Source organism: Mycobacterium sp. pR1184 (assembly GCF_041287235.1).
Taxonomy (GTDB): domain Bacteria; phylum Actinomycetota; class Actinomycetes; order Mycobacteriales; family Mycobacteriaceae; genus Mycobacterium.
This window is the reverse complement of the sequence record NZ_JBGGKR010000001.1, coordinates 58,440-84,698: the sequence shown is the minus strand read 5'-3', so window position 1 is coordinate 84,698 and position 26,259 is coordinate 58,440. Positions and strand designations below refer to the sequence as shown.

Genomic DNA, 26,259 nt, shown 5'->3' with positions numbered 1-26,259 from the left:
CGGCTGTTCGTCATTGGCGATGACGCGGATTTCACGCGCCGCGCCGGACGCTGATCCTTGGGATTGGTAGCCGATGGGCCCGGGTGTACTTGCCGTGCGGGGTCCACGAGAGGAACCCACTCATAGTCCGACATCCAGGAGGAGTCTGCGTTGTCACTGTTCGGGAAAAGAGACCACAACGCGCCAGCCGATGCCGCACAAAGTGACTTCGAGTCGCTGATGGTGCTGGCGCCGGCGGACTTGGCCGCCGAGCTCATGTCGGCGTTCGGCCCGGACGGCCCCCGGCACGGCAAGGACGTTCACACGTTGCACCTGGTCAGCTGGCTCCTGCGCCGGCACCGCGGCGCCAACAAAATGTCACGGCCGGCGGAGCAGCTGTATGCGGTGGTAGGCGAGGCGATGCAGGTGCTGGAGCACGCCGAACTGGTCCGGGTGACACAGCGCGGTGATCGCAGCTCGCATTGGAACGCCACCCGTTCGGGCACCGCAGCCCTGGCCGACGGCACTGTCAGGCAACAGATCGAGGTCCGAACCGGTCTTTAGAGGCGGCGGCTCGACGGCACTGTCACCGGCAACGCTGCGACCACACCCAACGTTCATCCCGCTGAAGTCGTACGGTGGAGATGCGCTGCGGAGACTGTAGGAGCCAGACGGATCACAGGACCTGAAGGAGAATCATGTCGCGCCATCGCGTCGTCGTCATCGGAAGCGGGTTCGGGGGGCTGAACGCGGCCAAGGCGCTCAAGCGCGCCGACGTCGACGTCACCCTGATCTCCAAGACGACCACTCACCTGTTCCAGCCGCTGCTGTATCAGGTGGCCACCGGCATCTTGTCCGAAGGTGAGATCGCGCCTGCGACCCGGCTGATCCTGCAGCGGCAGAAGAACGTGCAGGTGCTGCTGGGCGAGGTCTTCGACATCAGCCTGGCGGCCGGCACCGTGACGTCGAAACTGATGGGTATGGAGACGGTGACACCGTTCGACAGCCTGATCGTGGCGGCCGGTGCCCAGCAGTCCTACTTCGGCAACGACCAGTTCGCGACGTACGCCCCCGGCATGAAGACCATCGACGACGCCCTCGAACTGCGCGGCCGGATCCTCGGTGCGTTCGAGGCCGCCGAGTTCACCGACGATCCCGTCGAGCGGCAACGCCGGCTGACCTTCGTCGTCGTCGGCGCGGGACCCACCGGTGTCGAAGTGGCGGGCCAGATCAAGGAACTCGCCCACCGCACCCTCAAGCAAGCGTTTCGCACCATCGAGCCCCGCGATTGCCGGGTGATCCTGCTCGACGCCGCGCCCGCGGTATTGCCGCCGATGGGCGAGAAGTTAGGCCTCAAAGCACAACAGCGGCTGGAGAAGATGGGGGTCGAAGTCCAGCTCAACGCGATGGTCGATGACGTGGACTACATGGGCCTCACGATCAAGGAGAAGGACGGCACCAAGCGCCGCATCGAATGCGCGTGCAAGGTGTGGGCGGCGGGCGTGCAGGCCAGCTCGCTGGGCAAGATGATCGCCGAGCAGTCCGACGGCACCGAGGTCGACCGGGCCGGACGGGTGGTCGTCGAGCCCGACCTGACCGTCAAGGGCCACCCGAACGTCTTCGTGGTCGGAGACCTGATGTCGGTGCCTAACGTGCCCGGGATGGCCCAGGGCGCGATACAGGGCGCGCATTACGCGGCGACATTGATCAAGCACATGGTCAAGGGCACCGATGATCCGGCAAACCGCAAGCCCTTCGACTACTTCGACAAGGGCAGCATGGCCACCATCTCGCGATTCAGTGCCGTCGCGCAGGTCGGCAAGCTCGAGTTCGGCGGCTTCATCGCCTGGCTGGCCTGGCTGGGCCTGCACCTGCTCTACCTCGTCGGCTTCAAGAACCGGTTCACCACCGTGATCGCCTGGTTCATCACCTTCTTGGGCGACGGGCGCAGCCAGATGGCCATCACCAACCAGATGATGTACGCCCGAGTCGTGACGAACTGGATGGAAGCACAAAGCCAACAAGCGACGACCGAAGCCGAACGCCAGACCGCCGAGCAGCGAGCCGGCTAACTCAGGGCTTGGTCGATATCGGCGATCAGGTCGTCGGTGTTCTCCAAGCCGACCGAGATGCGGACGACGCCGTCGCCCAGACCGATCGCGGCACGCCCTTCCGGCCCCATCGCCCGATGCGTGGTCGTCGCCGGGTGTGTGACAAGCGATTTGGCGTCACCGAGGTTGTTCGAGATGTCGATCAGCCGCAGCTTGTCCAGTACCTCGAAGGCCCGCTCCTTGGCGCCGCCGGGGGCGTTGAGCTCGAAGGTGAGCACCGTTCCGCCACCGGACATCTGACGCTTGGCCAGGTCGTACTGCGGGTGCGATGTCAGGAACGGGTAGCGCACCCAACTTACCGCAGGATGCTCTTGCAGAAACTCCGCGATCCGCTGTGCTGAGGCATTGCTGTAGTCCACCCGAACCGACAGTGTCTCAAGGCCTTTCAGCAACACCCAGGCGTTGAATGCACTCATGGCCGGGCCGGTGTGCCGCATCAGCTTCTGCACCGGGCCGTCGATGTATTCCTGATCGCCGAGGATGGCGCCACCGAGCACTCGGCCCTGGCCGTCGATGTGCTTGGTGCCGGAGTACACCACCACGTCAACCCCGAGCGGAAAGCCTTGCTGCAGCAGCGGAGTGGCAAAGACGTTGTCCAGCACCACTTTTGCACCCGCAGCATGTGCCAGCTCGGTCACCGCGGCGATATCCACCAGCGACTGCATCGGGTTCGACGGCGTCTCGAAGAACACCGCCTGGGTGGGCACCGACAGCGCCTGTTCCCACTGGGCGAGGTCGTCGCCGTCGACGAAGACGGTCTCCACACCCCAGCGCGGCAGGATCTCGTTGCACACCACGAAACACGATCCGAACAGGCTGCGCGCGGCCACCAATCGATCGCCGGCGCCCAGCAGCGCGCCCAGCGAGGTGAACACCGCGGCCATGCCGCTGGCCGTCGCGAACGCCGCCGGCGCGCCCTCGATCAGCCGCAGCCGTTCCTCGAACATCGACACGGTCGGGTTTCCGTAGCGCGAATACACAAAGCGGTCGAGCTCGCCGGAGAAAGCCTGCTCGGCAGCCGCCGCCGACGGGTAGACATAACCCGAGGTCAGAAACATCCCCTCGGCGGTCTCGTCGAACTCGGACCGTAACAGCCCCCCGCGCACGCCGATGGTGGCTTGGCCGACGCCGTCGGGCAGTGCCTTCGGAATGCGAACCGACGGAACGTCGGTCATTGGCGCCGCTCCTCAATGCCGGCTACGCCGGCATCATCGTCGTCGACGCGGGTCATTGTTGCTTCCAGGGCAGTCCGACTGCCCGCCAACCGGTTTCACCTCGATGGCCCTGAGCATCGAGGTTGCCCTCGAAACCGTCCAGGATGTTGTAGGACGGCTCGATGCCCGCCTCGGTCGCGGTCTCGGCGGCACCGATGGAGCGGTTGCCGGAGCGACACAGGAAGACGACCGGTCCCGCCTGCGCGGGAAGCCTGTCCTTCAGTTCGGCCAGGAAGTTGTCGTTGTGCCCGGTCGCGGTGTTCCACTCGATGAAGACCGCGTCGCGGCCCAGGCTCGACAAGTCCGGCACCCCGACGAACCGCCATTCGGCATCGGTGCGCACGTCGACCAAGACCGCCTGCGGGTTGTCGCTGAGCAGCTTCCATGCCTCAAGCGGCGTGATATCTCCTGCGTAGCTCATTCTCGTGAGTCTAGTTAACCGCCCTTGGACGCTGCGGTGGCCACGTCGCGGGCCCGGTCGCGGGCGGAGGCCACATCCGGCGCGGTGGCCAGCGCCACCCCACGCCGCGGGCCCGGCCCCGTATCGAAGATGCGAAGGTCGCTTTCCGGCACGGCCAGCGCCGCGGTCAGTGCCTCGACGGTGGGCGCCGGGTGACTCGTGCGCGCGGCGGCCGGTGAAATCATCAGGACATCCACCGGCAGGCCGAGAATCACCCGGGCCTGCAGTTCGAATGCCGAAATCCGCTGGCTTCGCAGCGTCACCCAGACGCTTTGCGGCAGAACGGCGCTCACGTCGCAGAAGTACACCTCGTCGCCGTTGATCATCAATTCGACGCCGAACACGCCGCGGCCGCCGAGCGCCTTGACGATGCGCGCGGCGATCGATTTGGCGGCATCGAGGGCCGCCGGGCTCAGATTCTGGGGCTGCCAGGATTCCAGCACGTCGGGTTCGGCGCGCCGGTGCCCGATCGGCGAACAGAACTCGATCACCGGCCCGTTGCGACCCTCGCCGCGGATTGCGAGCAGCGTGACGTAAAACTCGACCTCCACCACCGTTTCGGCCAGCACCCGCGGCTGCTCGGCGTGACCCGTCGCCCGCCGCCACGCGGGCTCGACGTCGTCGGGACCGGACACCATCGAGCGCCCGGCCGTCGCGCCCAGCGGCTCGACCAGCAACGGATAGCCACCGTGGGCGGCCACCGCCTTGAGGTCGTCGAGCGAGCCGGCGAACCAGAACGGCGCGGTGGGCAGACCCAGCTGGTCGGCGGCCAGCCTGCGCAGGCCCTCCCGGTCGTTGGTCAACCGGACGGTGCGCATGTTAGGCACCAATTCGATGCCGTCATTGTCGGAACGGGCCGCGAGCGCCTCGAGCGCCGGGACGGAGACCGGGCCGGCGGCCGTCGCCACGATGTCGGGTTGTAGCCGGTCGATCACCCCCGACACGGTGTCCATGTCCGAGTGCTCGTGAACTTCCGCGCCCAGGCGTCGCAGCGCATTCGCCAGCTCTCGGCTGAGTTCGCCGGAACCCAGCAACAACACCCGGGGTACGCCTGCGGTTTCGCGTCGTCCTTCGGTCACAAGTGCATGCTACGGGCGCCGTCAGGGCTGACCGGGCAATAACCGCACCATCAGGCCGTTGCCCTCGGCCAGCAGCGTCTCGTCGCCGTCGACCAATTCGGCGGAGACGAACGCCTTGCGGCCCTCGGTGCTGGTGACTCGCCCGCGCACCAGCAACGGCACGTCGGTCGGCGTGACCTTGCGGTAGTCGACGTGCAGGAAGGCCGTGCGGCTGATCGGGCGTCCCGCGGCGTGGGAGATCATCCCGAACATGTGATCAAACAACAGCGGCAGCACACCACCGTGCACCGCGTGGTTGCCGCCGACGTGGAAACGGGTGAAATGGCCCGTCATTTCGACGCCGTCGGGCGAGTAGCGGGTCAACGTCCACGGCGGCAGCAGCAGGCTGCCCATGCCGGGTAGTTCGGGCGTGCGGCCCGCCGGCGCCTGACCTTCCACCTGGGCCTGAAACGGGCCCAGCAACTCCGTCAGCGCAACCACCCGATCGGCCGCGTCGTCCCAGATGTCGTCGGCCGGGTCGGCGGAGACGGCGAGGTCCTGCAGCCGGCGCATGGCCGCCACGAACCGGCCGAATCCCGGGCCCGGGGTGGCCGGGCCGTATTCGGGAAAGCCGCCGTGGTGTTCGTATTCGGGATCGAGTTCTTTTGGATCGGGATCGCTCACTGGCGCGCCGCCAGGATGTCGCGGCGCACGATGGTCTGATCCCGCCCCGGCCCGACGCCGATGCACGAAACATGTGCTCCGGCAAGCTCTTCCAGACGCAACACGTAGTCGCGCGCCTTGGCGGGCAGGTCGTCGAATTCGCGGGCCGCCGAGATGTCTTCCCACCAGCCGGGCAGCTCTTCGTAGATCGGCTCGGCGCGGTGCAAATCGCTTTGCGTCATCGGCATTTCGTCGGTCTGCACGCCGTCGACGCGGTAGCCGACGCACACCGGCACGGTTTCCAGGCTGGACAGCACGTCGAGCTTGGTCAGGAAGTAGTCGGTGATGCCGTTGACCCGGGTCGCGTAGCGGGCGATGACGGCGTCGAACCAGCCGGTGCGCCGGCGGCGCCCGGTGGTGACCCCGAATTCACCGCCGGTCTTGGACAGGTATTCGCCGTGCTCGTCGAACAATTCGGTCGGGAACGGGCCCGAGCCCACCCGTGTCGTGTAAGCCTTGAGAATTCCCAGCACCGTGGTGATCCGGGTCGGGCCGATCCCGGACCCGACGGCCGCGCCACCCGCGGTCGGATTCGAGGACGTCACATAGGGATACGTGCCGTGGTCGACGTCGAGCAGCGTGCCCTGCGAGCCCTCCAGCAGGACGGTCTCGCCGGCCTCCAGCGCGGTGTTGAGCAGCAGTCGGGTGTCGCGGATGCGGTGCTGGAAACCCTCGGCCTGTTTCAACAGGGCATCGACCACCTGCCGCGGATCCAGCGCCTTGCGGTTGTAGATCTTGACCAGGATCTGGTTCTTAAGTTCCAGGGCGCCCTCGACCTTTTGGCTCAGCTGCTCGGGATCGAGCACGTCGGCGACCCGGATGCCCTGACGGGCGATCTTGTCCTGATAGCACGGTCCGATGCCGCGGCCGGTGGTGCCGATCTTCTTGTTGCCCATGTAGCGCTCGGTGACCTTGTCGATGGCCACGTGGTAGGGCAACAGCAAATGCGCGTCGGCGGAGATCAGCAGTTTCGTGGTGTCGACACCGCGTTCCTCCAGGCCCTTGAGCTCATCGAGCAGCACGCCGGGATCGATCACCACGCCATTGCCGATGACGTTGGTGACGCCGGGCGTCAGCACGCCCGACGGGATCAGATGTAGCGCAAAGTTTTCCCCGGTGGGCAAGACGACGGTGTGCCCGGCGTTGTTGCCACCCTGGTAACGCACCACCCACTGCACGCGCCCGCCGAGCAGGTCAGTGGCCTTACCTTTGCCCTCGTCGCCCCATTGGGCGCCGATGAGGACGATTGCCGGCATGACATGCTCCCGCCTGGTCTCGCCTGCTTATTGTGGTCAGCCGGGGACCTACCTTAGTCCGGTGACGATGCGGGCGTCTTGCGGCCCGCTGAGGAGCCGGCGCAAATTTGCTCGAGCCCAGCAGGTCACGAGGAGCCCATGAATATCGCCGCGGACACGGCCAACATAGCCGTGTTGTGCTTCGGCGACCGGCGACTGCCTGGCCCACTGCACGGCCTGCCCGTCCACCGGGTCGAGACCACGGCCGACCTCGACGCCGCGATCGGGCCGTACCGACGGCTGGTCGTGCTCGGCGCCGACGCCGAGCTGGCCGCCGTGCTGGGCCGGCTGCTGCGCGCCGAGCGACTCGACGTCGAAGTGGCCTACGTGCCACATCGGCGCACCCGGGCAACGCGCATCTACCGCTTGCCGGTGGGCCGGCGGGCGGCCCGTCGGGCCCGGCGCGGCACAGCCGGGCGGGTCACCCTGGTGCGCGACGAAACCGGCGCGGTGATCGTCGGCCGGGCAGGCTGGCAGCCCCCCGGCGACCAACAGCACATCCACGGCGAAGCCGTCGTCGACGACATCCAGCTGTTCGACGGCGACATCACCGGCGCACACATCGAGCCGACGCTCGCGGTGCCGGGGCTGCGGGCTGCGGTGCACCGACGCTGGCGCCGCTGGGTGGCCGGGCGCGCCGTCCAGTTGGGCAGCACCGGCGTGCTGGTGGTGCGCGACGGTGTCGCCGCGCCCCGCCCGGCCCGGCGATCGACGTTCTACCGTCACGTCGAAGGCTGGTTGCTGGTCCGGTAGTTTCGACCGGTGGACTCACGTGGGCACGCATCGGTGCGGCCGAGCCCAATCTTCTTGGCACTGGTCGCATTGACGGCCGTCGGCGGTGTGCTGGCCTGGCTGTCCGGGACGACCGTGAAGCCGATGTCCTACGCCGGGGTGTTCATCTTCGTGGTCGCCGGCTGGCTGGTTTCGTTGTGCCTACACGAATTCGGCCATGCGGCGACCGCGTGGCGGTTCGGCGACCACGACGAGGAGGTCCGCGGTTACCTGACGCTGGACCCGCGGCGCTATGCCCATCCCGGGCTGTCGCTGCTGTTGCCGATGGTGTTCATCGCGCTCGGTGGGATCGGCCTGCCCGGCGCCGCGGTGTACGTGCGCACCTGGTTCATGTCGCCGGCGCGCCGCACCCTGGTCAGCCTGGCCGGCCCGGCCGCCAATCTGGTGCTGGCGGTGCTGCTGCTGGCGCTGACCCGGCTGTTCTTCGACCCGGAGCACTGGGTGCTGTGGGCGGGCGTGGCGTTTCTGGGCCTGCTGCAGATCATGGCGGTGGTGCTGAACCTGCTGCCCATCCCCGGGCTGGACGGCTATGACGCCCTGGAACCACACCTGAGCCCGGAGACGCAGCGCGCCGTCGCGCCGGCCAAGCAGTACGGCGTGTTCATTCTGCTGTTCCTGCTGCTGGCGCCCGCGATCAACCAGTGGCTGTTCGCGGTCGTGGACTGGTTCTTCGACTTCTCCGGGGTGCCGCACCTGCTGGCCAGCGCCGGGAACTCGCTGACCCGCTTCTGGAGCCGCTGGTTCTAGGTCTTGCAATATATGCGTTGCCACGCATATATTGTTCGCCATGGGCGCAGGACACAGTCACACCCCCGCCGAGGCCGACGCGTCTCGGATGATCCCCCGCATGATCATGGCCGCCGGGATTTTGGCGACGTTCTTCGTAATCGAGCTGACCACCTCGCTGCTGATCAATTCCCTTGCGCTGCTGGCAGATGCCGGGCACATGCTGACCGACGTCGTCGCGGTGTTCATGGGGCTGGGGGCGGTGATCCTGGCCAAGCGCGGCAGCACGTCGCCGAATCGCACTTACGGCTGGCACCGCGCCGAGGTCTTCACCGCGGTGGCCAACGCGGTGTTGCTGGTCGGCGTGGCGACGTTCATCCTCTACGAGGCGATCGAACGGCTCGGTACCGGAGCAGACGTCCCCGGCATACCGATGATCGTCGTGGCGCTGGCCGGGCTGATCGCCAACTTCGTGGTCGCGATGCTGCTGCGGTCGCACTCCGAGGGCAGCCTGGCCGTCAAGGGCGCCTACATGGAGGTGATCGCCGACACCGTCGGCAGCCTGGGCGTGCTGATCGCCGGTGTCGTGACCGTCACGACGCACTGGCCATACGCCGACGTCGTGGTCGCCGTGCTGGTGGCCCTCTGGGTGCTGCCCCGCGCGTTCTCGCTGGCGCGCGCCGCGCTGCGGATCCTGTCCGAGGCGTCGCCGGCCCACATCGACGTCGAGGAGCTGCGATCAGCCCTGGGTGCCGTCGACGGCGTGACCGAGGTGCACGATCTGCACGTCTGGACACTGTCACCGGGCAAGGACATGTGCACCGTGCACCTGATCAGCTCCAGCGACTCCACCACCGTGCTCAGCGACGCGCGTGAGGTGCTGCACGAGCGCGGGCTCGAGCACGCCACCGTGCAGGTCGAGAGCCGCGACAGCGACTGCTCGGAGAACTGCTAGAGGCCCAGCTCTTTGCGGGCCGCCGGGTCGCAGTCGTCGAGCAGGTCCAGGCAACGGTTCAGCTCGTCGGTCTCGCCGATCGCGTCGGCGGCCTTGGCCAACGCGGCCACACAGCGCAGGAAGCCGCGGTTGGGCTCGTGCGAGTAGGGCACCGGCCCGAAGCCCTTCCAGCCGTTGCGGCGCAATTGATCCAGGCCGCGGTGGTAGCCGGTGCGGGCGTACGCGTAGGCGGTGATGGCCCGGTCTTCGGCCAACGCCTCCTCGGCCAGCGCCGCCCAGGCCACCGACGCCGACGGGTGCGCCGCCGCGACGATGCCCGGATGCTCGTCGGCGAGCAGTTCGGCTTCGGCTTCGCTGTCGCCGGGCAGCAGGATCGGATCAGGTCCCAGGAGATCACCCATTGGTGTCATGCGTTCTATTCTGCCGTCCCGCCGCGGATGACTAAGCTCCCACTCATGCCTAACCCACCGGAGCCCGGCCGCGGCACCCCGCCGGGCGAGGACCCGACGGCGGAGCAGGCCGACGACGCGACCGAGGCCCATCCACTGGTTCCTCCCGACCCCGAGACCGAGACCGTGGTGATCGACAAGCCCGATCCCGGCAACGACCCCGCGGCCAAACCCGACGACCAACAAAGCGAACGTCGATTCACCGCGCCGGGCTTCGACGCGAAGGAAACGGCGATCATCCACACCGCGCCGGAACCCGCGACGGAAGTGTTCTCGACCCCGGCCGGCCCGCCGGGACAGCCGCCACTGCCTGGACAACCCCCGATGCCTCCGAAACCTGCTGTGCCACAATCTATTCCGGGCCGCGACGGCACCAAGCCGCGGACGGTGGGCAGGGGATTCAACTGGGGTTGGGTGCTGGCGATCACGGTGATCGTGTTGGCACTGGCGGCGATCGCCATCCTGGGCACCGTGCTGTTGACCCGCGGCAAGCACTCGCACGTCTCGCAGGAAGACATGGTGCGCCAATCGATCCACGCCTTCGACACCGCGGTACAGCGCGGCGACCTGACCCAGCTGCGCAGCATCACCTGCGGCACCACCCGTGACGGCTACGTCGACTACGACGAGCGCTCGTGGAACGAGACCTACCAACGGGTTTCGGCGGCCAAACAGTATCCCGTGATCGCCAGCATCGACCAGATCGTCGTCAACGGCCAGCACGCCGAGGCCAATGTCACCACCTTCATGGCCTACGACCCGCAGGTCCGCTCGACGCGCAGCCTTGACCTGCAGTACCGCGACGATCAGTGGAAGATCTGCCAGTCCCCCAGCGGCTAGTCATCTCTTGCGCCGAGCGGCTAGCTGACTGACTTTCCGGCGCAGTGCAGGTCGTTGCAGGCCTCGATCACGCGCTCGGTCATCGACGCTTCGGCCTTCTTGAGGTAGCTGCGCGGGTCGTAGACCTTCTTGTTGCCGACCTCGCCGTCGACCTTGAGCACACCGTCGTAATTGGTGAACATGTGGCCGGCCAGCGGGCGGGTGAACGCGTACTGGGTGTCGGTGTCGACGTTCATCTTCACCACGCCGTAGCGCAGCGCCTCCTCGATCTCCGACTTCAGCGAGCCCGAACCGCCGTGGAAGACGAAGTCGAACGGCTTGGACCCGTCGGGCAGACCGAGCTTGGCCGACGCGACCTTTTGGCCCTGATCCAGGATGTCGGGGCGCAGCTTGACGTTGCCGGGCTTGTAGACGCCGTGCACGTTGCCGAACGTCGCGGCCAGCAGGTACTTGCCGTGCTCGCCGTGGCCCAGCGCCTCGACGGTCTTCTCGAAGTCCTCGGGCGTGGTGTACAGCTTCTCGTTGATTTCGGCCTCGACGCCGTCCTCCTCGCCGCCGACCACGCCGATCTCGATCTCCAGGACGATCTTGGCAGCCACCGCGGCCTTGAGCAGTTCCTGCGCGATCTCCAGGTTCTCGTCGATCGGCACCGCCGAACCGTCCCACATGTGCGACTGGAACAGCGGATTCTTGCCGGCCGCCACCCGCTTGGCGGAGATGTCCAGCAGCGGGCGCACGTAGGTGTCCAGCTTGTCCTTCGGGCAGTGGTCGGTGTGCAGCGCGACGTTGATCGGGTACTTGGTCGCGATGTGGTGGGTGAACTTGGCCAGCGCGACCGCACCGGTGACCATGTCCTTGACGCCGAGGCCGGATGCGAACTCCGCACCGCCCGTGGAGAACTGGATGATGCCGTCGCTGCCGGCGTCGGCGAAGCCCTTGATGGCGGCGTTGACGGTCTCCGACGAGGTGCAGTTGATGGCCGGGAAGGCGTACGCGTTCTCCTTGGCGCGTCCCAGCATCTCGGCGTAGACCTCGGGGGTTGCGATGGGCATGAAATTCCTCCTGAAGACTTCAGTTGCCTCAGTATCGCAACCCGACGTTGACGGCGGGCACCCACCTCGGGGCCGGTATGTTGAGGCACCATGAGCACCGCCGTCGTGGCCCTGCCCGACATCATCGATCCGATGTTCTGGATCGGGCCCCAGGGCCTGTTCGCCTCCGCGGTGCTGCCGACCATCCTGGTCATCGTCTTCGTCGAGACCGGATTGCTGTTTCCGCTGCTCCCGGGCGAATCGCTGCTGTTCACCGGCGGTCTGCTGGCCGCACACGGAACGCTGAACATCTGGGTGCTGGCGCCGGCGGTCGCCGTGGTGGCGGTGCTGGGCGACCAGACCGGATACTTCATCGGCCGCCGGATCGGCCCGGCGCTGTTCAAGAAGGAAGATTCCCGCTTTTTCAAGCAGCATTACGTGACCGACTCGCACGCCTTCTTCGAGAAGTACGGGCCCGCGGCCATCATCCTGGCCCGCTTCATGCCGTTCATCCGGACGTTTACGCCGGTCGTCGCCGGGGTGTCCTACATGCGCTATCCGGTGTACCTGGCGTTCGACATCGTCGGCGGGGTGCTGTGGGGCGGCGGCGTGACGGTAGCCGGCTACTTCCTGGGCAACGTGCCGTTCGTGCACCACAACTTGGAAAAGATCATCCTGGTCATCCTGTTCGTCTCGATGCTGCCGGCATTCATCGCCGCCACCCGCGGCTACCTGGCGCGACGGCGTGCCGCCAAAGAGAGTTCAGGCGACGGCGAAATCGCAACCGGTCTTGGCACGGACGTCGTCGACCGTCACCCCGGGGTGTAGCTCGGTCAGCGTGAGCCCGCGTTCCGGGTCGACATCGAAGACGCACAGGTCGGTGATGATCATGTCGACCACGCCCTTGCCCGTCAGCGGCAGCGTGCATTGCTTGAGGATTTTCGGGCTGCCGTCCTTGGCGGTGTGATCCATCACGACGATCACCCGCTTGACCCCGGACACCAGATCCATCGCGCCGCCCGGGCCCTTGACCATCTTGCCGGGCACCATCCAGTTGGCCAGGTCGCCGTTCTCGGCCACCTCCAGGCCGCCGAGGATGGACAGGTCGATGTGCCCGCCACGGATCATCGCGAACGAGTCGGCGCTGCTGAAGAAGCTGGAGCCGCTGATCGTGGTGATGGTCTGTTTCCCGGCGTTGATCAGGTCGGGATCCACCTCGTCGTCGGCCGGATACGCCCCGATACCCAGCAGGCCGTTCTCGGACTGCAGCGTTACGTTGATGCCGTCGGGGATGTAGTTGGCGACCAGCGTCGGGATGCCGATGCCGAGGTTCACGTAGTAGCCGTCGCGCAGTTCCTTCGCGGCGCGCTTGGCCATGATCTCGCGGATGGGGCTCTCGTGCTTGGCCGCGGCGGCACCGCTGGTGGTGCGGAATTCGATCCGCTTCTCGTAGCCGGGGCCCGCGATGATGCGGTCGACGTAGATGCCGGGGGTGTGGATCTGATCGGGATCCAGCTCGCCGACCTCGACCAGTTCCTCGACCTCGGCAACCGTCACCTTGCCGCAGGTGGCGATCATCGGGTTGAAGTTGCGCGCCGTCTTCCGATAGATCAGGTTGCCGGCGGTGTCGCCCTTCCACGCCTTGACGATCGCGACGTCGGCCTGGATGCCTTCCTCCAGCACGTATTCGGTGCCGTCGAAGACGCGCATGTCCTTGCCTTCGGCGAGTTGGGTACCGAACGCGGTACGGGTGTAGAAACCCGGGATCCCCGCGCCGCCGGCCCGTAACTTCTCGGCCAGGGTGCCCTGCGGGGTGAGCGACAGGTCCAGCTCACCGGCCAGCACCTGGCGCTCGAATTCCTTGTTTTCTCCTACGTAGGAGGCAATAACTTTCTTGACCTGACGCCCCTTGAGCAGCAGACCCATGCCGAAATCGTCGACGCCGGCGTTGTTTCCGACGATCGTCAGGTCTTTGACGCCGCTGTCCACCAGCGCCAGGATCAGGTTCTCCGGAATACCGCACAGGCCGAATCCGCCTGCGGCAATGGTGATTCCGTCCTTCAGCAGGTCCCTCAGCGCCGCGTCGGCATCGGGGTGGACTTTACTCACGGATCGCTCCTTCTAATGCGACGATTCGGCCGTGACGTTACATGCGGCCTCCATCAGCATCCACCCCGACAGCTGCACCGAAAGGTCACGCTCGGGAGTCTCGGAGGCGTTCACCGCACCCTCGACGAACTGCGCCTGCGCGCCGGCGGTCGTCGGCAACGTCGCGTCGCGGTCCCAGAACGCCCCGAACAGCGGCAGGCCGTCCACCGTTTGTCGGTAATCCCAGGCCGATTTCGCGCTCGACAGCACGATGGTCCGCGCGGTGTCGCGGGCCACTGCGTCGTCGGCGGAGTCACCCGGCAGTGCGGTGGCGACCAGCGCCAGATAGCGGGCGGTAATGCCGGCGAACAGCCCGCCGTCCCCGCCGCCGGAGCCTTTCAGCACGCCCGACGGCGCCATGTGCTCGTTGACGGCAGCGACCAGGCGATGCACCCGCTGGGCATGTCGGGCCCGGGCTTCGGCGCCGGTGCGGTTCGCCAGCTCGGTCTCCAGGCCGAGCACCACGCCCTGGCAGTAGGTGTACTGCGCGCGCACCAGTGACCCGGCCTTGATGCCGTCGAACACCAGATGGGTTTCGGGATCGATCAGCGTTCGGTCGATCCAGTCGCCCATCTGCGCGGCGCGTTTCAAGTGATCCCCGTACCGGGCCAGAAAGATTCCCGCCGGCCCGTTGCCGGGGGCATTGAAGAACTGATCCTGCTTGCGCCACGGGATTCCGCCGCCGTCCTCGGGCACCCACGCCTTCATGAACTGGTCGGCGAGTTTCGGCAGCGCGCGGCCGCGCTCGACGCCGGCGATCCGGGCGGCGCGTTCCAGCGCGATCGCCAGCCACGCCATGTCGTCGTAATAGTTGTTGGTCCAGCGAAAGTTGTTGCGCAGCCGGTGCGAGCGAACCTGCCGGTTGATCTCGGTGCGCCGGTGCGGCTGTGGGTCACGCAGCTCCGCGTCGACCAGGCAGTCCAGCAGATGCGCCTGCCACCAGTAATGCCAGGTGCCGAACAGCCGAGCCTGCCGCGTCGCGGGCCACGCCACCACTCCCAGCTGCGTTCCCGGTAACCCCCACAACCGTTTCAGGTGGCGCTGCGTAACAGCGGCTTCGGAGCTGGCAGCCCGGTTGGCCCATAACTGGTCCATGCCTACCGATCCTGCCTCATGGCGGCAGGGCCGGCGTGGCCGTCTAGCGCCTTGAGTGTGCATCCAGGGCTTTGAGCGCGCGCCCTCGGTGGTGCGGCTCGGCGTGTCGCCGCCGCCATCGCACACTCCACGCCCCGGACGCACGGCGACGTTGACCTGCTGCTGAACCCAAGGTGTCTTACTGTTGAATATGCGCTACCGGCAGACCATCTCGGGGACCACGTATTCCTTCGCGGGCCTGGTCGATGTGCTGGCGAAGGCCACGCCGCTGCGTTCCGGTGACCAGCTGGCCGGTTGCGCCGCCGATTCCGACGCCGAACGGGCCGCGGCGGCGTGGGTGCTGGCGGACATACCGCTGGCGACGTTTCTGCACGACGTGGTCGTGCCGTATGAGACCGACGAGGTCACCCGGCTCATCATCGACACACACGATCGCGAGGCGTTCGGCCCGATCGCGCACCTGACCGTCGGTGGCTTGCGCGACTGGCTGCTGGACGCGGCGTCGCGCGACGACAGTGCCGCGCGGATCTCCGCCGTCTCGGCCGGGCTCACTCCCGAGATGCTGGCCGCGGTGTCGAAGATCATGCGCAACCAGGACTTGATCCTGGCGGCCGCCGCCGCGACGGCGACCGCCGCCTTTCGGACCACGATCGGACTGCCCGGCACGCTGGCCACCCGGCTGCAGCCGAATCACCCCACCGACGACCCGCGCGGGATCGCCGCGGCACTGCTCGACGGCCTGCTGATGGGCTGCGGCGACGCGGTGATCGGCATCAACCCCGCCACCGACTCGCCGCGCGCGGCGTCGGACCTGCTGCACCTGCTGGACGACATTCGCCAGCGATTCGCCATCCCCGTGCAGTCGTGCGTGCTGTGCCACGTGACGACCACGATGGAACTGATCGAGCAAGGCGCACCCGTCGACCTGGTCTTCCAGTCGATCGCCGGGACCGAGGGCGCCAACGCCGGCTTCGGCACCTCGATCGCGATGTTGACCGAGGCCGACGAGGCCGCCCGGTCGCTGCGCCGCGGCACTGTCGGGGACAACGTCATGTACTTGGAGACGGGACAGGGTTCGGCGCTGTCGGCCGGGGCGCATCTCGGGGTGGACGGCAAGCCGGTCGATCAGCAGACGCTCGAGGCGCGTTCCTACGCGGTGGCCCGGGCACTGCAGCCGCTGTTGATCGACACCGTGGTCGGCTTCATCGGGCCCGAATACCTGTACGACGGAAAGCAAATCATTCGCGCCGGACTGGAAGACAACTTCTGCGGGAAGCTGCTCGGCCTGCCGATGGGCGTCGACGTCTGCTACACCAACCACACCGAGGCCGATCAGGACGACATGGACACGCTGCTGACGCTGCTCGGTGCGGCGGGTACCGCTTTCGTGATCGCCGTTCCCGGCGCCGACGACATCATGCTCGGCTATCAGAGCCTGTCGTTTCACGACGCACTCTATGTCCGAAAAGCGTTGGGGCTGAGGCCCGCACCCGAATTCGAAGCCTGGCTGGCCAGCCTGGGCATGGCCGACGCCGAGGGCCGGATTCTTCCCGTCGACCTCTCGGCCTCGCCGCTGCGCGCCCTGGCGGCCGGCTGATGAGCGACCTCTGGGCGCCGCTGCGGGCCACCACGCAGGCGCGCATCGGGCTCGGGCGGGCCGGAAACTCGCTACCGACCCGGCGGGTGCTGGAGTTCCAGGCCGCGCACGCCGCGGCGCGCGACGCCGTCCACGAACCACTCGACGTCGGCGACCTGACCAACCAGCTGCACGGCATCGGCGTTTGCCAGCCGTTGCGGGTGCGCAGCCAAGCGACCTCACGCGGCGAGTACCTGCGCCGGCCCGATCTCGGTCGACTCCCCGTGGACCTGTCCGGCCTGCCAAAGACCAACGCGGACATCGGGTTTGTACTTGCCGACGGGTTGTCGCCACGGGCCCTGACCGACCACGCCGCGGACATGGTCGATGCGTTGGTCCGCGCATTCGACGGCCGCTATCGCATCGCGCCGCCGGTGATCGCCACCCAGGCGCGCGTCGCGCTCGGTGACCACATCGGCCACGCCCTCGGTGTAGCAACGGTTTTGGTGCTGATCGGCGAACGCCCGGGGCTGTCGGTCGCCGACAGCTTGGGCATCTACCTGACGCATCGACCGGCGCCGGGGCGCGCCGACGCGGACCGCAATTGCATCTCGAACATCCATCCGCCCGACGGCCTCGACTACCGCACGGCAGCGGCCGTCGCCGCCGCGCTGGTCGCCGGGGCGCGAACGCTGGGCCGGTCCGGTATCGCGCTCAAAGACCGGTTTGGCTCAGCTGAGATCGGTTGCGGCGGAGTGTAACTCGTGTAGCTCTGCGCACGCGATGACGCCCAGGTCGAGGTCTTCGCCGGGCTCGGCCCAACGAGCATAGGCTTTCTTGAATGCCAGGGCGCCGAGTTCGGCGGCCAACACCGCGGTCGATTCGGAGAAGCCACGAGATTGCAGCGCCTCGGCCATCGCGAGGGCCAGCCCAATTTGCTTGAGCGCGTTACGTTCCTGAAGCTCAGCGCTGGCCGCGATCGCGGCCTTGAGCCGGGGAGCGAGTTCCTTGTTGAACGACGTGAACGCCGCCGCTGCCGACTTCAAACCGCAGCACACCACAGTCAGCGGTGTCGCGTCGGCGGGCGCCGCGGCGATGCCCTCGCGCAGCAGTTGGGCGATGACGTCCTGGCCGGCTGCCAGCACATCACGCTTGTCGGGGAAGTGCCGAAAGAAGGTGCTCTTCGTCAGGCCCGCACGCTCGGCGATCTCCGCGACGGTCGTCTGGTCGTATCCGCGTTCGTTGAACAGGTCCAGTGCCGCCGCGACCAAGCGTTCGCGCGCGTCGGGTTGCCAACGAGCCATGACCACCACCTTAGTGATGCGACTGTTGTCCCATCACTGCTGTATGGTGATGGGACCATAGTCGCATCACATGAATGGAGCTGCTCGTGCGTGTATTCGTCACCGGCGCCAGCGGAGGAATCGGCTCAGCCGTCGTCTCAGAACTGATCGCCGCCGGTCATCACGTCGTCGGCCTGGCCCGATCCGACGCCTCGGCCGCGACCATCAGCGCACTCGGCGCCGAGCCGCTGCGCGGGGACATCACCGACCTCGCCGTCTTACAGCAGGCGGCCCGTGACACCGACGGCGTTGTCTATTTGGCGTTCTCGCACGACTTCAGCGCCGTCGGGGACGCGGTCGGCGACGAAGCCCGCGCGACCGCCGCGTTGGGTGAGGCGCTGATCGGCACCGGCAAGCCGCTGGTGCTCGCGAACGGAACCCCGGCGGTGCCCGGGCGGGTGAGCACCGAAGAAGACCCGTTCAATGTCGAGGGCCCGGTAGCCGGACGCGGCCGTACCGGCCAGGCCGTCATCGATCTCGCGCAACACGGGGTTCGATCCGCTGTCGTGCGGTTGCCTCGGTCGGTGCACGACGCCGGCGGGCGCTATGGCTTTTCCAGCCTGCTGATCCAGGCCGCCCGCCACACCGGCGTATCGGCCTACGTCGGCGATGGCACGCAACGCTGGCCCGCGGTGCATCGCGACGATGCCGCGGCGCTGTTCCGGCTTGCCCTCGAAGAAGCACCGCCCGGCTCGGTGCTGCACGCAGTGGGCGACGAAGGCGACCCGATGCGGGCGATCGCCGAAGTGATCGGCCGCCGGCTTGGCGTGCCCGTCGAATCCGCCCCGGCCGAGCACTTCGGTCCGCTGGGCGCGATGTTCGGCGTCGACCAGCCGTCGTCGAGCGCCCTGACGCAACAGCGGTTCGCCTGGAAGCCAACACATCCGAGCCTGCTCGAAGACTTGGAAGTCGGCGACTATCCCGAGTAATGACGGGCTCGCCTCAACCCGCCAGCGCCTGCAATAGGTCGCGGAGGCCGGTCAGCGAGTTCGCGGGCAGGAACAAATCGCAGTACGGCAGGGCGGCCGCCATCGACCCGGCGAGCGGTTGGAATTCCCGTTGTGCCGCACGCGGATTGAGCCAGACCAGCAGTTCGGCGCGGCGACGTAGCCGTGCCATCGCGTGCTCCAGCGCGTCGGGCGGATCGCTGTCCCAGCCGTCGGAGGCGATGATCACCACCGCGCCGCGCAGCGCGTTGCCGTGTGGCGGCGCGAGCAGGCCGGCCACACTGCGGCCGATGAACGTGCCGCCGTAACGGTCAACGACCTTGGCGTTGGCCCGCTGCAGCGCCACCTCGGCCGATCGGTGCGACAGCACCGAGGTGAGCCGGGTCAGCGACGTCGAGAACGCGAACACCTCGGGCCGAGTGCCCTGCTGGCGCAACACCGCTCGCATCAAATGCAGATACACCGCGGCGTACGGCTGCATCGAACGGCTGACGTCGCAGAGCAGGACGACGCGCCGCGGCCGGCGGCGCGGGCGGGTTCGCGCCAGCACCATCGCTTCCCAGCCGGTGGCCCGCGATGCGTTCATGGTGGCCCGCAGGTCGATCCGCTTACCGGCCGGGCTGGGCTCTAATCGCAGGCTGCGGCGGCGCGGCCAGCGCGCGACGGTTTCTTCCAGCCAAATGCCAAGCAGGCGAAGATCTTCGGGGTCGAAACGGTCGAACGACTCGTCGGCCAGGGCGGCGATCCGGCCGGGCAGCACGTCGGGCAGCAGCAGGCTCGCACTCGCCGAGTCGTGCGCCGCGGCGATACCCCGCGTCACCCACGGCAGTTTTTCGGTCGCCCCGGACCCGCTGCCGCCCGGTCGCACCGGGCCGGCGGCCGGAGTCTTGGCCCCCGGCAACGGCAGCGGCGAATCAGGGCCGGCGGTGCCGTCGAGTTCGACCGCGCCGAACACCGCCGCGAAGACCTCGTCGAAGGCGCCCAGGTCCTCCATCCGGTTGACCAGCGTCAGCCGCGCTGTCCAGTACAACGCGGATGTGTTGTCCGGTAACAGCTTTCGCAGCGCCTGCACAAAACTCGCCGGACCGCTGGCGGAGACGGACACCCCGCCACTGCGCAGCCGGGCAACCAGCGCCGTGGCGAGGGCGGCCCGGTCGACGCCCCGCAGCAGCAAGGGGGTGTCCACGAGTCGCTAACGCCGCCGCAGCAGCACCCAGATGAGCACCAGCGCGGCGAGCGCGGCCAGCGCCGGGACGGCGTACTTCTTGAGCTGGTCGCCACCGGCCAACTGCAGCAGGTCGATCGGCTCGGGCTCGGCGGCGGGAGCCTGTTGCGTTCCCGGGACCGGATTGGCCGGCCAGGCCGGAATCGACTCCTCCGACGTCGGCTCGGCTGCTGCCGCGGCACCGTTGGTCTCGGCGGGCGCCGCGGCGCCGTTCTTCTCGGCGGCCAACTTGGCTTCCAGCGATTCCACGAACTGGCCCAACAGTTTCTCCGACACCTGCTGCAGCATGCCGCTGCCGAATTGAGCCAGCTTGCCGACGATCTTCAGGTCGGTGTCGACGGTGACGCTGGTCGTCTCACCGTCCGCCTGCAGCTGAGCGGTGACGGTCGCGGCCGCGTTGCCGGTGCCGCGGGCTTCCTTGCCCTTGCCGTCGATGACCGCGCGATACTGCTCGCGGTCCTGTTCGACGAAGCGCACCTTGCCGCTGAATTCGCTGGTGACCGGCCCGACTTTGACCTTGACCTTGCCGAGGTAGTCCTCACCCTCATGGCCGACCAGCTGAGCGCCCGGCATCAGCGGGATCACCTGTTCCAGGTCGCACAGCACATCCCAGGCCCGGTCGATGGGCGCGCTGACGGTGAACTGGTTGGCGATCTTCATGCTGCGGGTCCTCTCAGGTGCGGCTGTATTCGGTAAAGGCGTGGTAGGCGTCGCGAATCAGCGTACGGTCGTCGGGTGTCTTGGCCAGTGCCCCCAGGCTCATGACGGCGGAATCGTCGACGAGGTCCGCGACGCCCAGCGACACCAGGGCGGCGACCCAGTCGATGGTCTCGGCCACCCCGGGTGGCTTGTCCAGGTCGAGATCGCGTGTGCTGCCGACGAACTGGGTGGCCCGTTCGATCAACGGTGCGTCGGCGCCGGGCACCGTGCGCCGCACGATCGCGGCGGCCCGGGCCGGCTCGGGGTAGTCGATCCAGTGGTATAGGCAGCGCCGGCGCAGCGCGTCGTGCAAATCGCGGCTGCGGTTGGAGGTCAGCACCGCGATCGGCGGGCGCTCGGCCACAAAGGTTCCGAGTTCGGGCACAGTCACCGCGGACTCGCCGAGGAACTCGAGCAGCAGCGCCTCGAATTCGTCGTCGGCACGGTCGATTTCGTCGATCAGCAGCACGGGGGGCGTCGGCCCGCGGTGGCGCACACACTGCAGGATGGGCCGGTCCACCAGATAGGTCTCGGTGTAGAGATCGGACTCATCGAGACCGGTACCACGGGCCTCGGCCAGCCGGATGGACAGCAGCTGGCGTTGGTAGTTCCAGTCGTAGAGCGCCTCGTGCGCGGTCAGACCTTCGTAGCACTGCAGCCGCACCAGAGGGGTATTCAGCACCGCCGCAAGCGTTTTCGCGGCTGTGGTCTTGCCGACGCCGGGCTCACCCTCGAGCAGCAGCGGCCGTCCGAGAGTGATGGCCAAATAGATCGCCGCCGCGGTACCGGTGTCGAGCAGATAGTCCTGGGCGTCGAACTGGCGCACCACGTCGTCGGGGCTGGCGAACGTCACTGGGCATCCTTGCCGGCGGCGAAAGCCGATCGGCATCCCGGGCAGCAGAACCAGTAGTCGGTGCCCTCCAGCTCCAGGTGCGCGGTACCGGGGCCGATCGGCACCGTCATGCCGCAGACCGGATCGACGGCCCCGGCCGGTGCGCCGGTCGCCGGGACGGTCAGCCGGGTGAGGCTGCCGTCGCGCACGGCGGCGATCAGTTCGGCCGCGATCGACACCGCGATCTCCGCGGGGGTCTTGGCGCCGATCCGCAGTCCGACCGGGGTATGGATACGAGCCCGCTGCGCCTCGGAGAGTTCGAGATCATTGAGGATCGACTCGCCGCGGACCTTGCTGGCCACCAGCCCGATATAACCGACTCCGTTATCCAGTGCGGCACGGATGATTTCGGCCTCCGGTCCGCCGTGGCTGGCGATCACCACCGCGGCGGTGTCGGACAGATCGGTGTCGCGACGCGCGTCGTAGCCGAGCACCCCACACACGTCGATCAGCGCATCGGCGATCGGGGTGGCGCCGTAGATCCGGATCAGCGGAGCCGGCAGCTGCGGCGTCAGGAAGATTTCCAGCGACCCGCCCGACAGGCACGGGTTGACCACCACGCAGGCGCCGGCGGCCTCGGGAAAATGCACATCGCCGTCGGGCAGCACGCGCAGCAGCACACTCTCGCCTGCCTGCAACACACCCAGCGCAGCTTTGCGCACCGAATTCTGCGCGCACTGCCCGCCGACGAACCCCTCAATTGTTCCATCCGCCAACAGGATTGCCTCGTCACCCGGATACGCCGATGTGGGCGACTGGGCACGCACCACCGTGGCATGCACGAACGGCGTCCGCGCCGCCAACAATTCCTGAGCCCGCTCGCTGATCGTTGTCATGGCTAAATGGGTGGTTTGGCGCGGCCTTGCATGGCCTCCCAGACCCGCGACGGTGTCAGTGGCATGTCGGCGTGGCGAACCCCGAACGGCGCCAACGCATCCACCACCGCGTTGACCACCGCGGGCGGTGAACCGACCGTCGCCGATTCGCCGATGCCCTTCGCACCGATCGGGTGATGCGGCGACGGCGTCACGGTGTGTCCGGTCTCCAGATGCGGTACCTCGACCGCGGTCGGGATCAGGTAGTCCATCAGCGATCCGCCCAGGCAGTTGCCTTCCTCGTCGAAGGCGATCATCTCCATCAGGGCCATCCCGATGCCGTCGACGATGCCGCCGTGGACCTGGCCCTCGATGATCATCGGGTTGATCTGGGTACCGCAGTCATCGACGGCGAGGAAGCGCCGCACCTTGACCACCGCGGTGCCCGGATCGATGTCCACCACACAGAAATAGGCGCCGTAGGGGTAGGTCAGGTTCTCCGGGTTGTAGCAGATCTGCGCGTCCAGCCCACCCTCGATGCCCTCGGGCAAATCGCCGGCGCCGTGTGCGCGCATCGCGATGTCCTGAATCGTGACCGCTGCCGACGGGTCGCCCTTGACGTGGAATTTGCCTTTCTCCCACTCCAAGTCGGCGACCGACACCTCGAGCATGCCCGACGCGATGATCTTCGCCTTGTCGCGGACCTTGCGGGCCACCAGGGCGGCGGCCGCGCCGGACACCGGCGTGGAGCGGCTGCCGTAAGTGCCCAGCCCGAACGGAGTCTGGTCGGTGTCGCCGTGCACCACGTCGATGTCGTCCGGCGGAATTCCCAGCTCCTCAGCGACGATCTGGGCGAACGTCGTCTCGTGGCCCTGGCCCTGGGTCTGCACCGAAAGCCGCACCACCGCTTTGCCGGTGGGGTGCACCCGCAGCTCGCAGCCGTCGGCCATGCCGAGGCCGAGGATGTCCATATCCTTGCGCGGGCCGGCGCCGACGGCCTCGGTGAAGAAGGACATGCCGATGCCCATCAGCTCGCCGCGCTCACGCTTGGCCTTCTGCTCGGCCCGCAGCGCGTCGTAGCCGATCATGTCCATGGCCTTGCGCATCGTGGTCTCGTAGTCACCGGAGTCGTACACCCAGCCGGTTTTGCTCCGGTACGGGAACTGTTCGGGCCGCAACAGGTTTCGCAGCCGCAGCTCGGCGGGGTCCATCTTCAGGTCGAAAGCCAGGCAATCCACCAGCCGCTCAACGAAATACACCGCCTCGGTGATCCGGAACGAACACGCGTAGGCGACGCCGCCGGGGGCCTTGTTGGTGTACACCGCGGTCATGTGGCAATAGGCGGCTTCAATGTCGTAGCTGCCGGTGAACACCCCGAAAAAGCCCGCCGGGTACTTCACCGGGGCCGCCGTGCCGTTGAAGGCGCCGTGGTCGGCCAGCACGGTGGAGCGGATCGCCAGGATCTTTCCCTCGTTGGTGGCCGCGATCTCGCCGACCATGATGTAGTCGCGCGCGAAGCCCGTCGAGGTGAGGTTCTCGCTGCGGTCCTCCATCCATTTGACCGGCTTGCCCAGCAGCAGCGAACCGACGATCGCGCACACGTAGCCGGGATAGATCGGCACCTTGTTGCCGAACCCCCCGCCGATGTCGGGCGAGATCACCTGGATCTTGTGCTCGGGCAACCCGGCGACCAACGCATACAGCGTGCGGTGTGCGTGCGGCGCCTGGCTGGTGGACCACAGCCTCAGCTTTCCGGTGATCGGGTCCAAATCGGCTACCGCACCGCAGGTTTCCATCGGTGCCGGGTGTACCCGGGGGTAGACGATCTCCTGCTTGACCACCACGTCGGCCTTGGCGAACACGGCTTCGGTGGCGGCCGCGTCGCCCGTCTCCCAGTCGAAGCAGTGGTTGTCGGTCTTGCCTTCCAGATCGGTGCGGATCACCGCCGCGGACGGATCGAGCGCGGTGCGCACGTCGACCACGGGATCGAGCGGGTCGTACTCGACGTCGATGAGCTCCAGCGCGTCGCGTGCCGAATAACGGTCCTCGGCAACGACGAACGCCACCTCCTGCCCCTGGAAGCGCACCTTGTCGGTGGCCAGCACCGCCTGCACGTCGTTGGACAGCGTCGGCATCCAGGCCAGACCCTTCTCGGCCAGGTCGGCACCGGTGACCACCGCCTTGACCTTCGGATGGGCAAGGGCTGCAGTCACATCGATGCTGACGATGCGCGCGTGCGCGTACGGCGAGCGCAGGATCGCCAGGTGCAGCATGCCCGGCAACACGACGTCGTCGACGTAGTTGCCGTGGCCCCGGATGAATCGGGGATCTTCCTTGCGCATCATCCGGCCGTAGCCGCAGGGCTTTTGGTCGTTGTCGGCCAGGTCTTCCGGTGACGGCGGGCGAGATTCGATCGTGGTCACGAGCCGGCCTCCACGGGAGCTGAGTGCGACGCGGCCCATTGGATAGAGCGCACGATCGTGGTGTATCCGGTGCAGCGGCAGATCTGCCCCGAAATCGCCTCACGGATGGTCTCTTCGTCGGGGTTCGGGTCGCGGTCCAGCAGGGCGCGGGCAGTGATCATCATGCCCGGCGTGCAGAAGCCGCATTGCAGGCCGTGGCAGCGCATGAAGCCTTCCTGCACCGGGTCCAGCTGGCCATTGGTTGCCAGGCCCTCGACGGTGCGCACGCTGTGGCCCGAGGCCATCACGGCCAGCATCGTGCAGGATTTCACCGGCACGCCGTCGACGTCGACCACGCAGGTTCCGCAGTTGCTGGTGTCGCAACCCCAGTGAGTTCCGGTGAGCCGCAAGTGGTCTCGCAGGAAGTGCACGAGCAGCATCCGGGGTTCGACGTCGGCGCTCACCTGCTCGCCGTTGACGGTCATATTCACCTGCATGGCTAATTCCTTTCTGTCGGCGACCCGCTGCACCCGGCTCCGCCGCGCTTGCGATCGCCTTAATTCCCTCCTGCACGTACTCGCTGAGCGGCGGTGCGCAAGGTGCGAGTGGTCAGTTCGGCGGCCAGATGGCGCTTGTACTCGGCGGTGCCGCGCACATCGGTCACCGGGTCGCAGGCCTGCGCGGCCCGCTGTCCCGCATCGGCGAACACCTCGTCGGTGGCCGGCCGCCCGGCCAGCCCGGCCGCGACGTCGGCCAGCGCGCTGCGGTCGGCGTTGACCGCGGTCAGGCCCAGCCGCGCGCCGGCGATGGAGTCACCGTCGAGGGTGAGCGCCGCGCCCGCTGCCGCGACAGCCCAATCACCAACGCGCCGTTCGACTTTCGCGTATGCGCTGGAGGTATTGTGCCGCAGCGGGATTCGTACCTCGACGAGCATCTCGTTGAAGGCGAGTGCGGTTTCGTACGGGCCGACGATGAAGTCGTCGATCGGTATTTCGCGTTCACCCGACGGCCCACGGGCCAGGCACACCGCGTCCAGCGCCTCGCACACGGTCGACAGATCCTCGGCCGGATCCGCCTGGCACAGCGAGCCGCCGAGGGTGCCGCGATTGCGCACCACCGGGTCGGCGATCACGCGTTCGGCGTCGCGGAAGATCGGGCATACGGCGGCCAGCGGATCGGAATCCAGCAGCTCGCGATGACGGGTCATGGCGCCGATGCGGACCAGGGTCGGATCGGTGATCACGTAGCCGAGTTCGAGCGCCAGGTCGTTGATGTCGACGAGGTATTCGGGGTTGGCGATGCGCAGTTTCATCATCGGCAGCAGGCTGTGCCCGCCGGCGACCACTCGCGCCCCCTCCCCCAACCGATCCAGTAATCCGATGGCGTGGTCGACACTGGTTGCGCGTTCGTATTCGAAGGGCCCGGGTACCTGCATGTGACGCACCTCACTTGGAAGGGGAACCCAAGTGTCGGCTGCTCTGACA

General features: G+C 67.5%; 26 protein-coding genes and 1 pseudogene. 10 read left to right on the top strand and 17 right to left on the bottom strand.

Annotated features, from left to right (window positions below; genetic code table 11):
- Positions 1-150 precede the first annotated feature (150 nt).
- Together ACAG21_RS00395 and ACAG21_RS00390 are read left to right on the top strand one after the other, a co-directional pair.
- Positions 151-543, top strand: a complete 393-nt coding sequence (locus ACAG21_RS00395) for a hypothetical protein (RefSeq protein ID WP_370494088.1) — start codon at positions 151-153, stop codon at positions 541-543.
- Between the two features lie 134 nt (positions 544-677).
- Positions 678-2,051 (top strand): NAD(P)/FAD-dependent oxidoreductase, encoded by a 1,374-nt coding sequence (locus tag ACAG21_RS00390; RefSeq protein WP_370494087.1) that lies wholly within the window; start codon positions 678-680, stop codon positions 2,049-2,051.
- Here the strand turns inward: ACAG21_RS00390 and ACAG21_RS00385 are convergent.
- The 5 genes from ACAG21_RS00385 to ACAG21_RS00365 are packed head-to-tail and all read right to left on the bottom strand — an operon-like array spanning position 2,048 to position 6,801.
- Entirely contained in the window at positions 2,048-3,265 is a 1,218-nt protein-coding gene (locus tag ACAG21_RS00385; protein WP_370494086.1) for an O-succinylhomoserine sulfhydrylase, read from the bottom strand. The two genes, ACAG21_RS00390 and ACAG21_RS00385, sit on opposite strands and share 4 nt — an antisense overlap.
- Before the next feature lie 52 nt (positions 3,266-3,317).
- Positions 3,318-3,725, bottom strand: a complete 408-nt coding sequence (locus tag ACAG21_RS00380) for a rhodanese-like domain-containing protein (RefSeq protein ID WP_370494085.1) — start codon at positions 3,723-3,725, stop codon at positions 3,318-3,320.
- Positions 3,726-3,739: 14 nt separating this feature from the next.
- Positions 3,740-4,843 carry an ATP-grasp domain-containing protein gene (locus ACAG21_RS00375; RefSeq protein ID WP_370494084.1) on the bottom strand — a complete coding sequence of 368 codons (1,104 nt, stop codon included), beginning with the start codon at positions 4,841-4,843 and terminating at the stop codon, positions 3,740-3,742.
- A 21-nt stretch (positions 4,844-4,864) separates the two neighbouring features.
- On the bottom strand, positions 4,865-5,506 hold the full coding sequence (locus tag ACAG21_RS00370) for a PaaI family thioesterase (RefSeq protein WP_370494083.1): 642 nt from the start codon (positions 5,504-5,506) through the stop codon (positions 4,865-4,867).
- Positions 5,503-6,801, bottom strand: a complete 1,299-nt coding sequence (locus ACAG21_RS00365; protein WP_370494082.1) for an adenylosuccinate synthase — start codon at positions 6,799-6,801, stop codon at positions 5,503-5,505. Before ACAG21_RS00365 ends, ACAG21_RS00370 begins: the two co-directional genes overlap by 4 nt.
- A 138-nt stretch (positions 6,802-6,939) precedes the next feature.
- On the opposite strand from ACAG21_RS00365, the gene ACAG21_RS00360 reads away from it, so the two are divergent.
- From ACAG21_RS00360 to ACAG21_RS00350, 3 genes are read left to right on the top strand one after another with little or no spacing between them, the layout of a single operon-like run.
- Entirely contained in the window at positions 6,940-7,593 is a 654-nt protein-coding gene (locus ACAG21_RS00360) for a peptidase M50 (protein WP_370494081.1), read from the top strand.
- Positions 7,594-7,602: 9 nt separating this feature from the next.
- Entirely contained in the window at positions 7,603-8,379 is a 777-nt protein-coding gene (locus tag ACAG21_RS00355) for a site-2 protease family protein (RefSeq protein ID WP_370494080.1), read from the top strand.
- A 40-nt stretch (positions 8,380-8,419) separates the two neighbouring features.
- The gene (locus tag ACAG21_RS00350) at positions 8,420-9,313 is read left to right on the top strand and encodes a cation diffusion facilitator family transporter (protein WP_370494079.1); all 894 of its coding nucleotides are present in this window, start codon (positions 8,420-8,422) and stop codon (positions 9,311-9,313) included.
- Here ACAG21_RS00350 and ACAG21_RS00345 read toward each other — a convergent pair.
- On the bottom strand, positions 9,310-9,723 hold the full coding sequence (locus ACAG21_RS00345) for a DUF3151 domain-containing protein (protein ID WP_370494078.1): 414 nt from the start codon (positions 9,721-9,723) through the stop codon (positions 9,310-9,312). The genes ACAG21_RS00350 and ACAG21_RS00345 overlap by 4 nt on opposite strands.
- 45 nt (positions 9,724-9,768) lie before the next feature.
- Between ACAG21_RS00345 and ACAG21_RS00340 the strand changes: the two genes are divergently transcribed.
- A complete protein-coding gene (locus ACAG21_RS00340) occupies positions 9,769-10,602 on the top strand; it encodes a hypothetical protein (RefSeq protein ID WP_370494077.1) in 834 nt (277 codons plus the stop codon).
- Between the two features lie 20 nt (positions 10,603-10,622).
- On the opposite strand, the gene fbaA is transcribed toward ACAG21_RS00340, so the two are convergent.
- Positions 10,623-11,783 carry a class II fructose-bisphosphate aldolase gene (gene fbaA, locus ACAG21_RS00335; protein WP_370494524.1) on the bottom strand — a complete coding sequence of 387 codons (1,161 nt, stop codon included), beginning with the start codon at positions 11,781-11,783 and terminating at the stop codon, positions 10,623-10,625.
- Between fbaA and ACAG21_RS00330 the strand changes: the two genes are divergently transcribed.
- Positions 11,745-12,461 carry a DedA family protein gene (locus ACAG21_RS00330; RefSeq protein WP_370494076.1) on the top strand — a complete coding sequence of 239 codons (717 nt, stop codon included), beginning with the start codon at positions 11,745-11,747 and terminating at the stop codon, positions 12,459-12,461. The genes fbaA and ACAG21_RS00330 overlap by 39 nt on opposite strands.
- Here the strand turns inward: ACAG21_RS00330 and ACAG21_RS00325 are convergent.
- Complete coding sequence (locus tag ACAG21_RS00325) at positions 12,396-13,742, bottom strand: 3-oxoacid CoA-transferase (protein ID WP_370494075.1); 1,347 nt, start codon at positions 13,740-13,742, stop codon at positions 12,396-12,398. The two genes, ACAG21_RS00330 and ACAG21_RS00325, sit on opposite strands and share 66 nt — an antisense overlap.
- 12 nt (positions 13,743-13,754) lie before the next feature.
- The gene (locus tag ACAG21_RS00320) at positions 13,755-14,876 is read right to left on the bottom strand and encodes a glycoside hydrolase family 76 protein (RefSeq protein WP_370494074.1); all 1,122 of its coding nucleotides are present in this window, start codon (positions 14,874-14,876) and stop codon (positions 13,755-13,757) included.
- Between the two features lie 190 nt (positions 14,877-15,066).
- Between ACAG21_RS00320 and ACAG21_RS00315 the strand changes: the two genes are divergently transcribed.
- Together ACAG21_RS00315 and eutC are read left to right on the top strand one after the other, a co-directional pair.
- Positions 15,067-16,473, top strand: coding sequence for an ethanolamine ammonia-lyase subunit EutB (locus ACAG21_RS00315; RefSeq protein ID WP_370494523.1), 1,407 nt, complete (start codon positions 15,067-15,069; stop codon positions 16,471-16,473).
- Complete coding sequence (gene eutC / locus ACAG21_RS00310) at positions 16,473-17,213, top strand: ethanolamine ammonia-lyase subunit EutC (protein WP_370494073.1); 741 nt, start codon at positions 16,473-16,475, stop codon at positions 17,211-17,213. The genes ACAG21_RS00315 and eutC overlap by 1 nt, the downstream gene beginning before the upstream one ends.
- Here the strand turns inward: eutC and ACAG21_RS00305 are convergent.
- Complete coding sequence (locus ACAG21_RS00305) at positions 17,184-17,756, bottom strand: TetR/AcrR family transcriptional regulator (protein WP_370494072.1); 573 nt, start codon at positions 17,754-17,756, stop codon at positions 17,184-17,186. The two genes, eutC and ACAG21_RS00305, sit on opposite strands and share 30 nt — an antisense overlap.
- Positions 17,757-17,842: 86 nt before the next feature.
- On the opposite strand from ACAG21_RS00305, the gene ACAG21_RS00300 reads away from it, so the two are divergent.
- The gene (locus tag ACAG21_RS00300) at positions 17,843-18,724 is read left to right on the top strand and encodes an SDR family oxidoreductase (protein WP_370494071.1); all 882 of its coding nucleotides are present in this window, start codon (positions 17,843-17,845) and stop codon (positions 18,722-18,724) included.
- A gap of 13 nt (positions 18,725-18,737) precedes the next feature.
- Here ACAG21_RS00300 and ACAG21_RS00295 read toward each other — a convergent pair whose 3' ends face one another.
- The 7 genes and pseudogenes from ACAG21_RS00295 to ACAG21_RS00265 form a co-directional block, all read right to left on the bottom strand.
- On the bottom strand, positions 18,738-19,928 hold the full coding sequence (locus ACAG21_RS00295) for a VWA domain-containing protein (protein ID WP_370494070.1): 1,191 nt from the start codon (positions 19,926-19,928) through the stop codon (positions 18,738-18,740).
- Positions 19,929-19,934: 6 nt separating this feature from the next.
- The gene (locus ACAG21_RS00290) at positions 19,935-20,627 is read right to left on the bottom strand and encodes an SRPBCC family protein (RefSeq protein ID WP_370494069.1); all 693 of its coding nucleotides are present in this window, start codon (positions 20,625-20,627) and stop codon (positions 19,935-19,937) included.
- A gap of 13 nt (positions 20,628-20,640) precedes the next feature.
- Positions 20,641-21,519 carry an AAA family ATPase gene (locus ACAG21_RS00285; RefSeq protein ID WP_370494068.1) on the bottom strand — a complete coding sequence of 293 codons (879 nt, stop codon included), beginning with the start codon at positions 21,517-21,519 and terminating at the stop codon, positions 20,641-20,643.
- Between the two features lie 176 nt (positions 21,520-21,695).
- Positions 21,696-22,394, bottom strand: a pseudogene (locus tag ACAG21_RS00280) (XdhC family protein); the annotation flags it as partial.
- Between the two features lie 2 nt (positions 22,395-22,396).
- Positions 22,397-24,796: an aerobic carbon-monoxide dehydrogenase large subunit gene (locus ACAG21_RS00275; RefSeq protein WP_370494067.1), complete on the bottom strand. Its 2,400-nt coding sequence runs from the start codon at positions 24,794-24,796 to the stop codon at positions 22,397-22,399.
- On the bottom strand, positions 24,793-25,272 hold the full coding sequence (locus ACAG21_RS00270) for a (2Fe-2S)-binding protein (protein ID WP_370494066.1): 480 nt from the start codon (positions 25,270-25,272) through the stop codon (positions 24,793-24,795). Before ACAG21_RS00270 ends, ACAG21_RS00275 begins: the two co-directional genes overlap by 4 nt.
- Before the next feature lie 59 nt (positions 25,273-25,331).
- Positions 25,332-26,210: a xanthine dehydrogenase family protein subunit M gene (locus ACAG21_RS00265; protein WP_370494065.1), complete on the bottom strand. Its 879-nt coding sequence runs from the start codon at positions 26,208-26,210 to the stop codon at positions 25,332-25,334.
- Positions 26,211-26,259 lie beyond the last annotated feature (49 nt).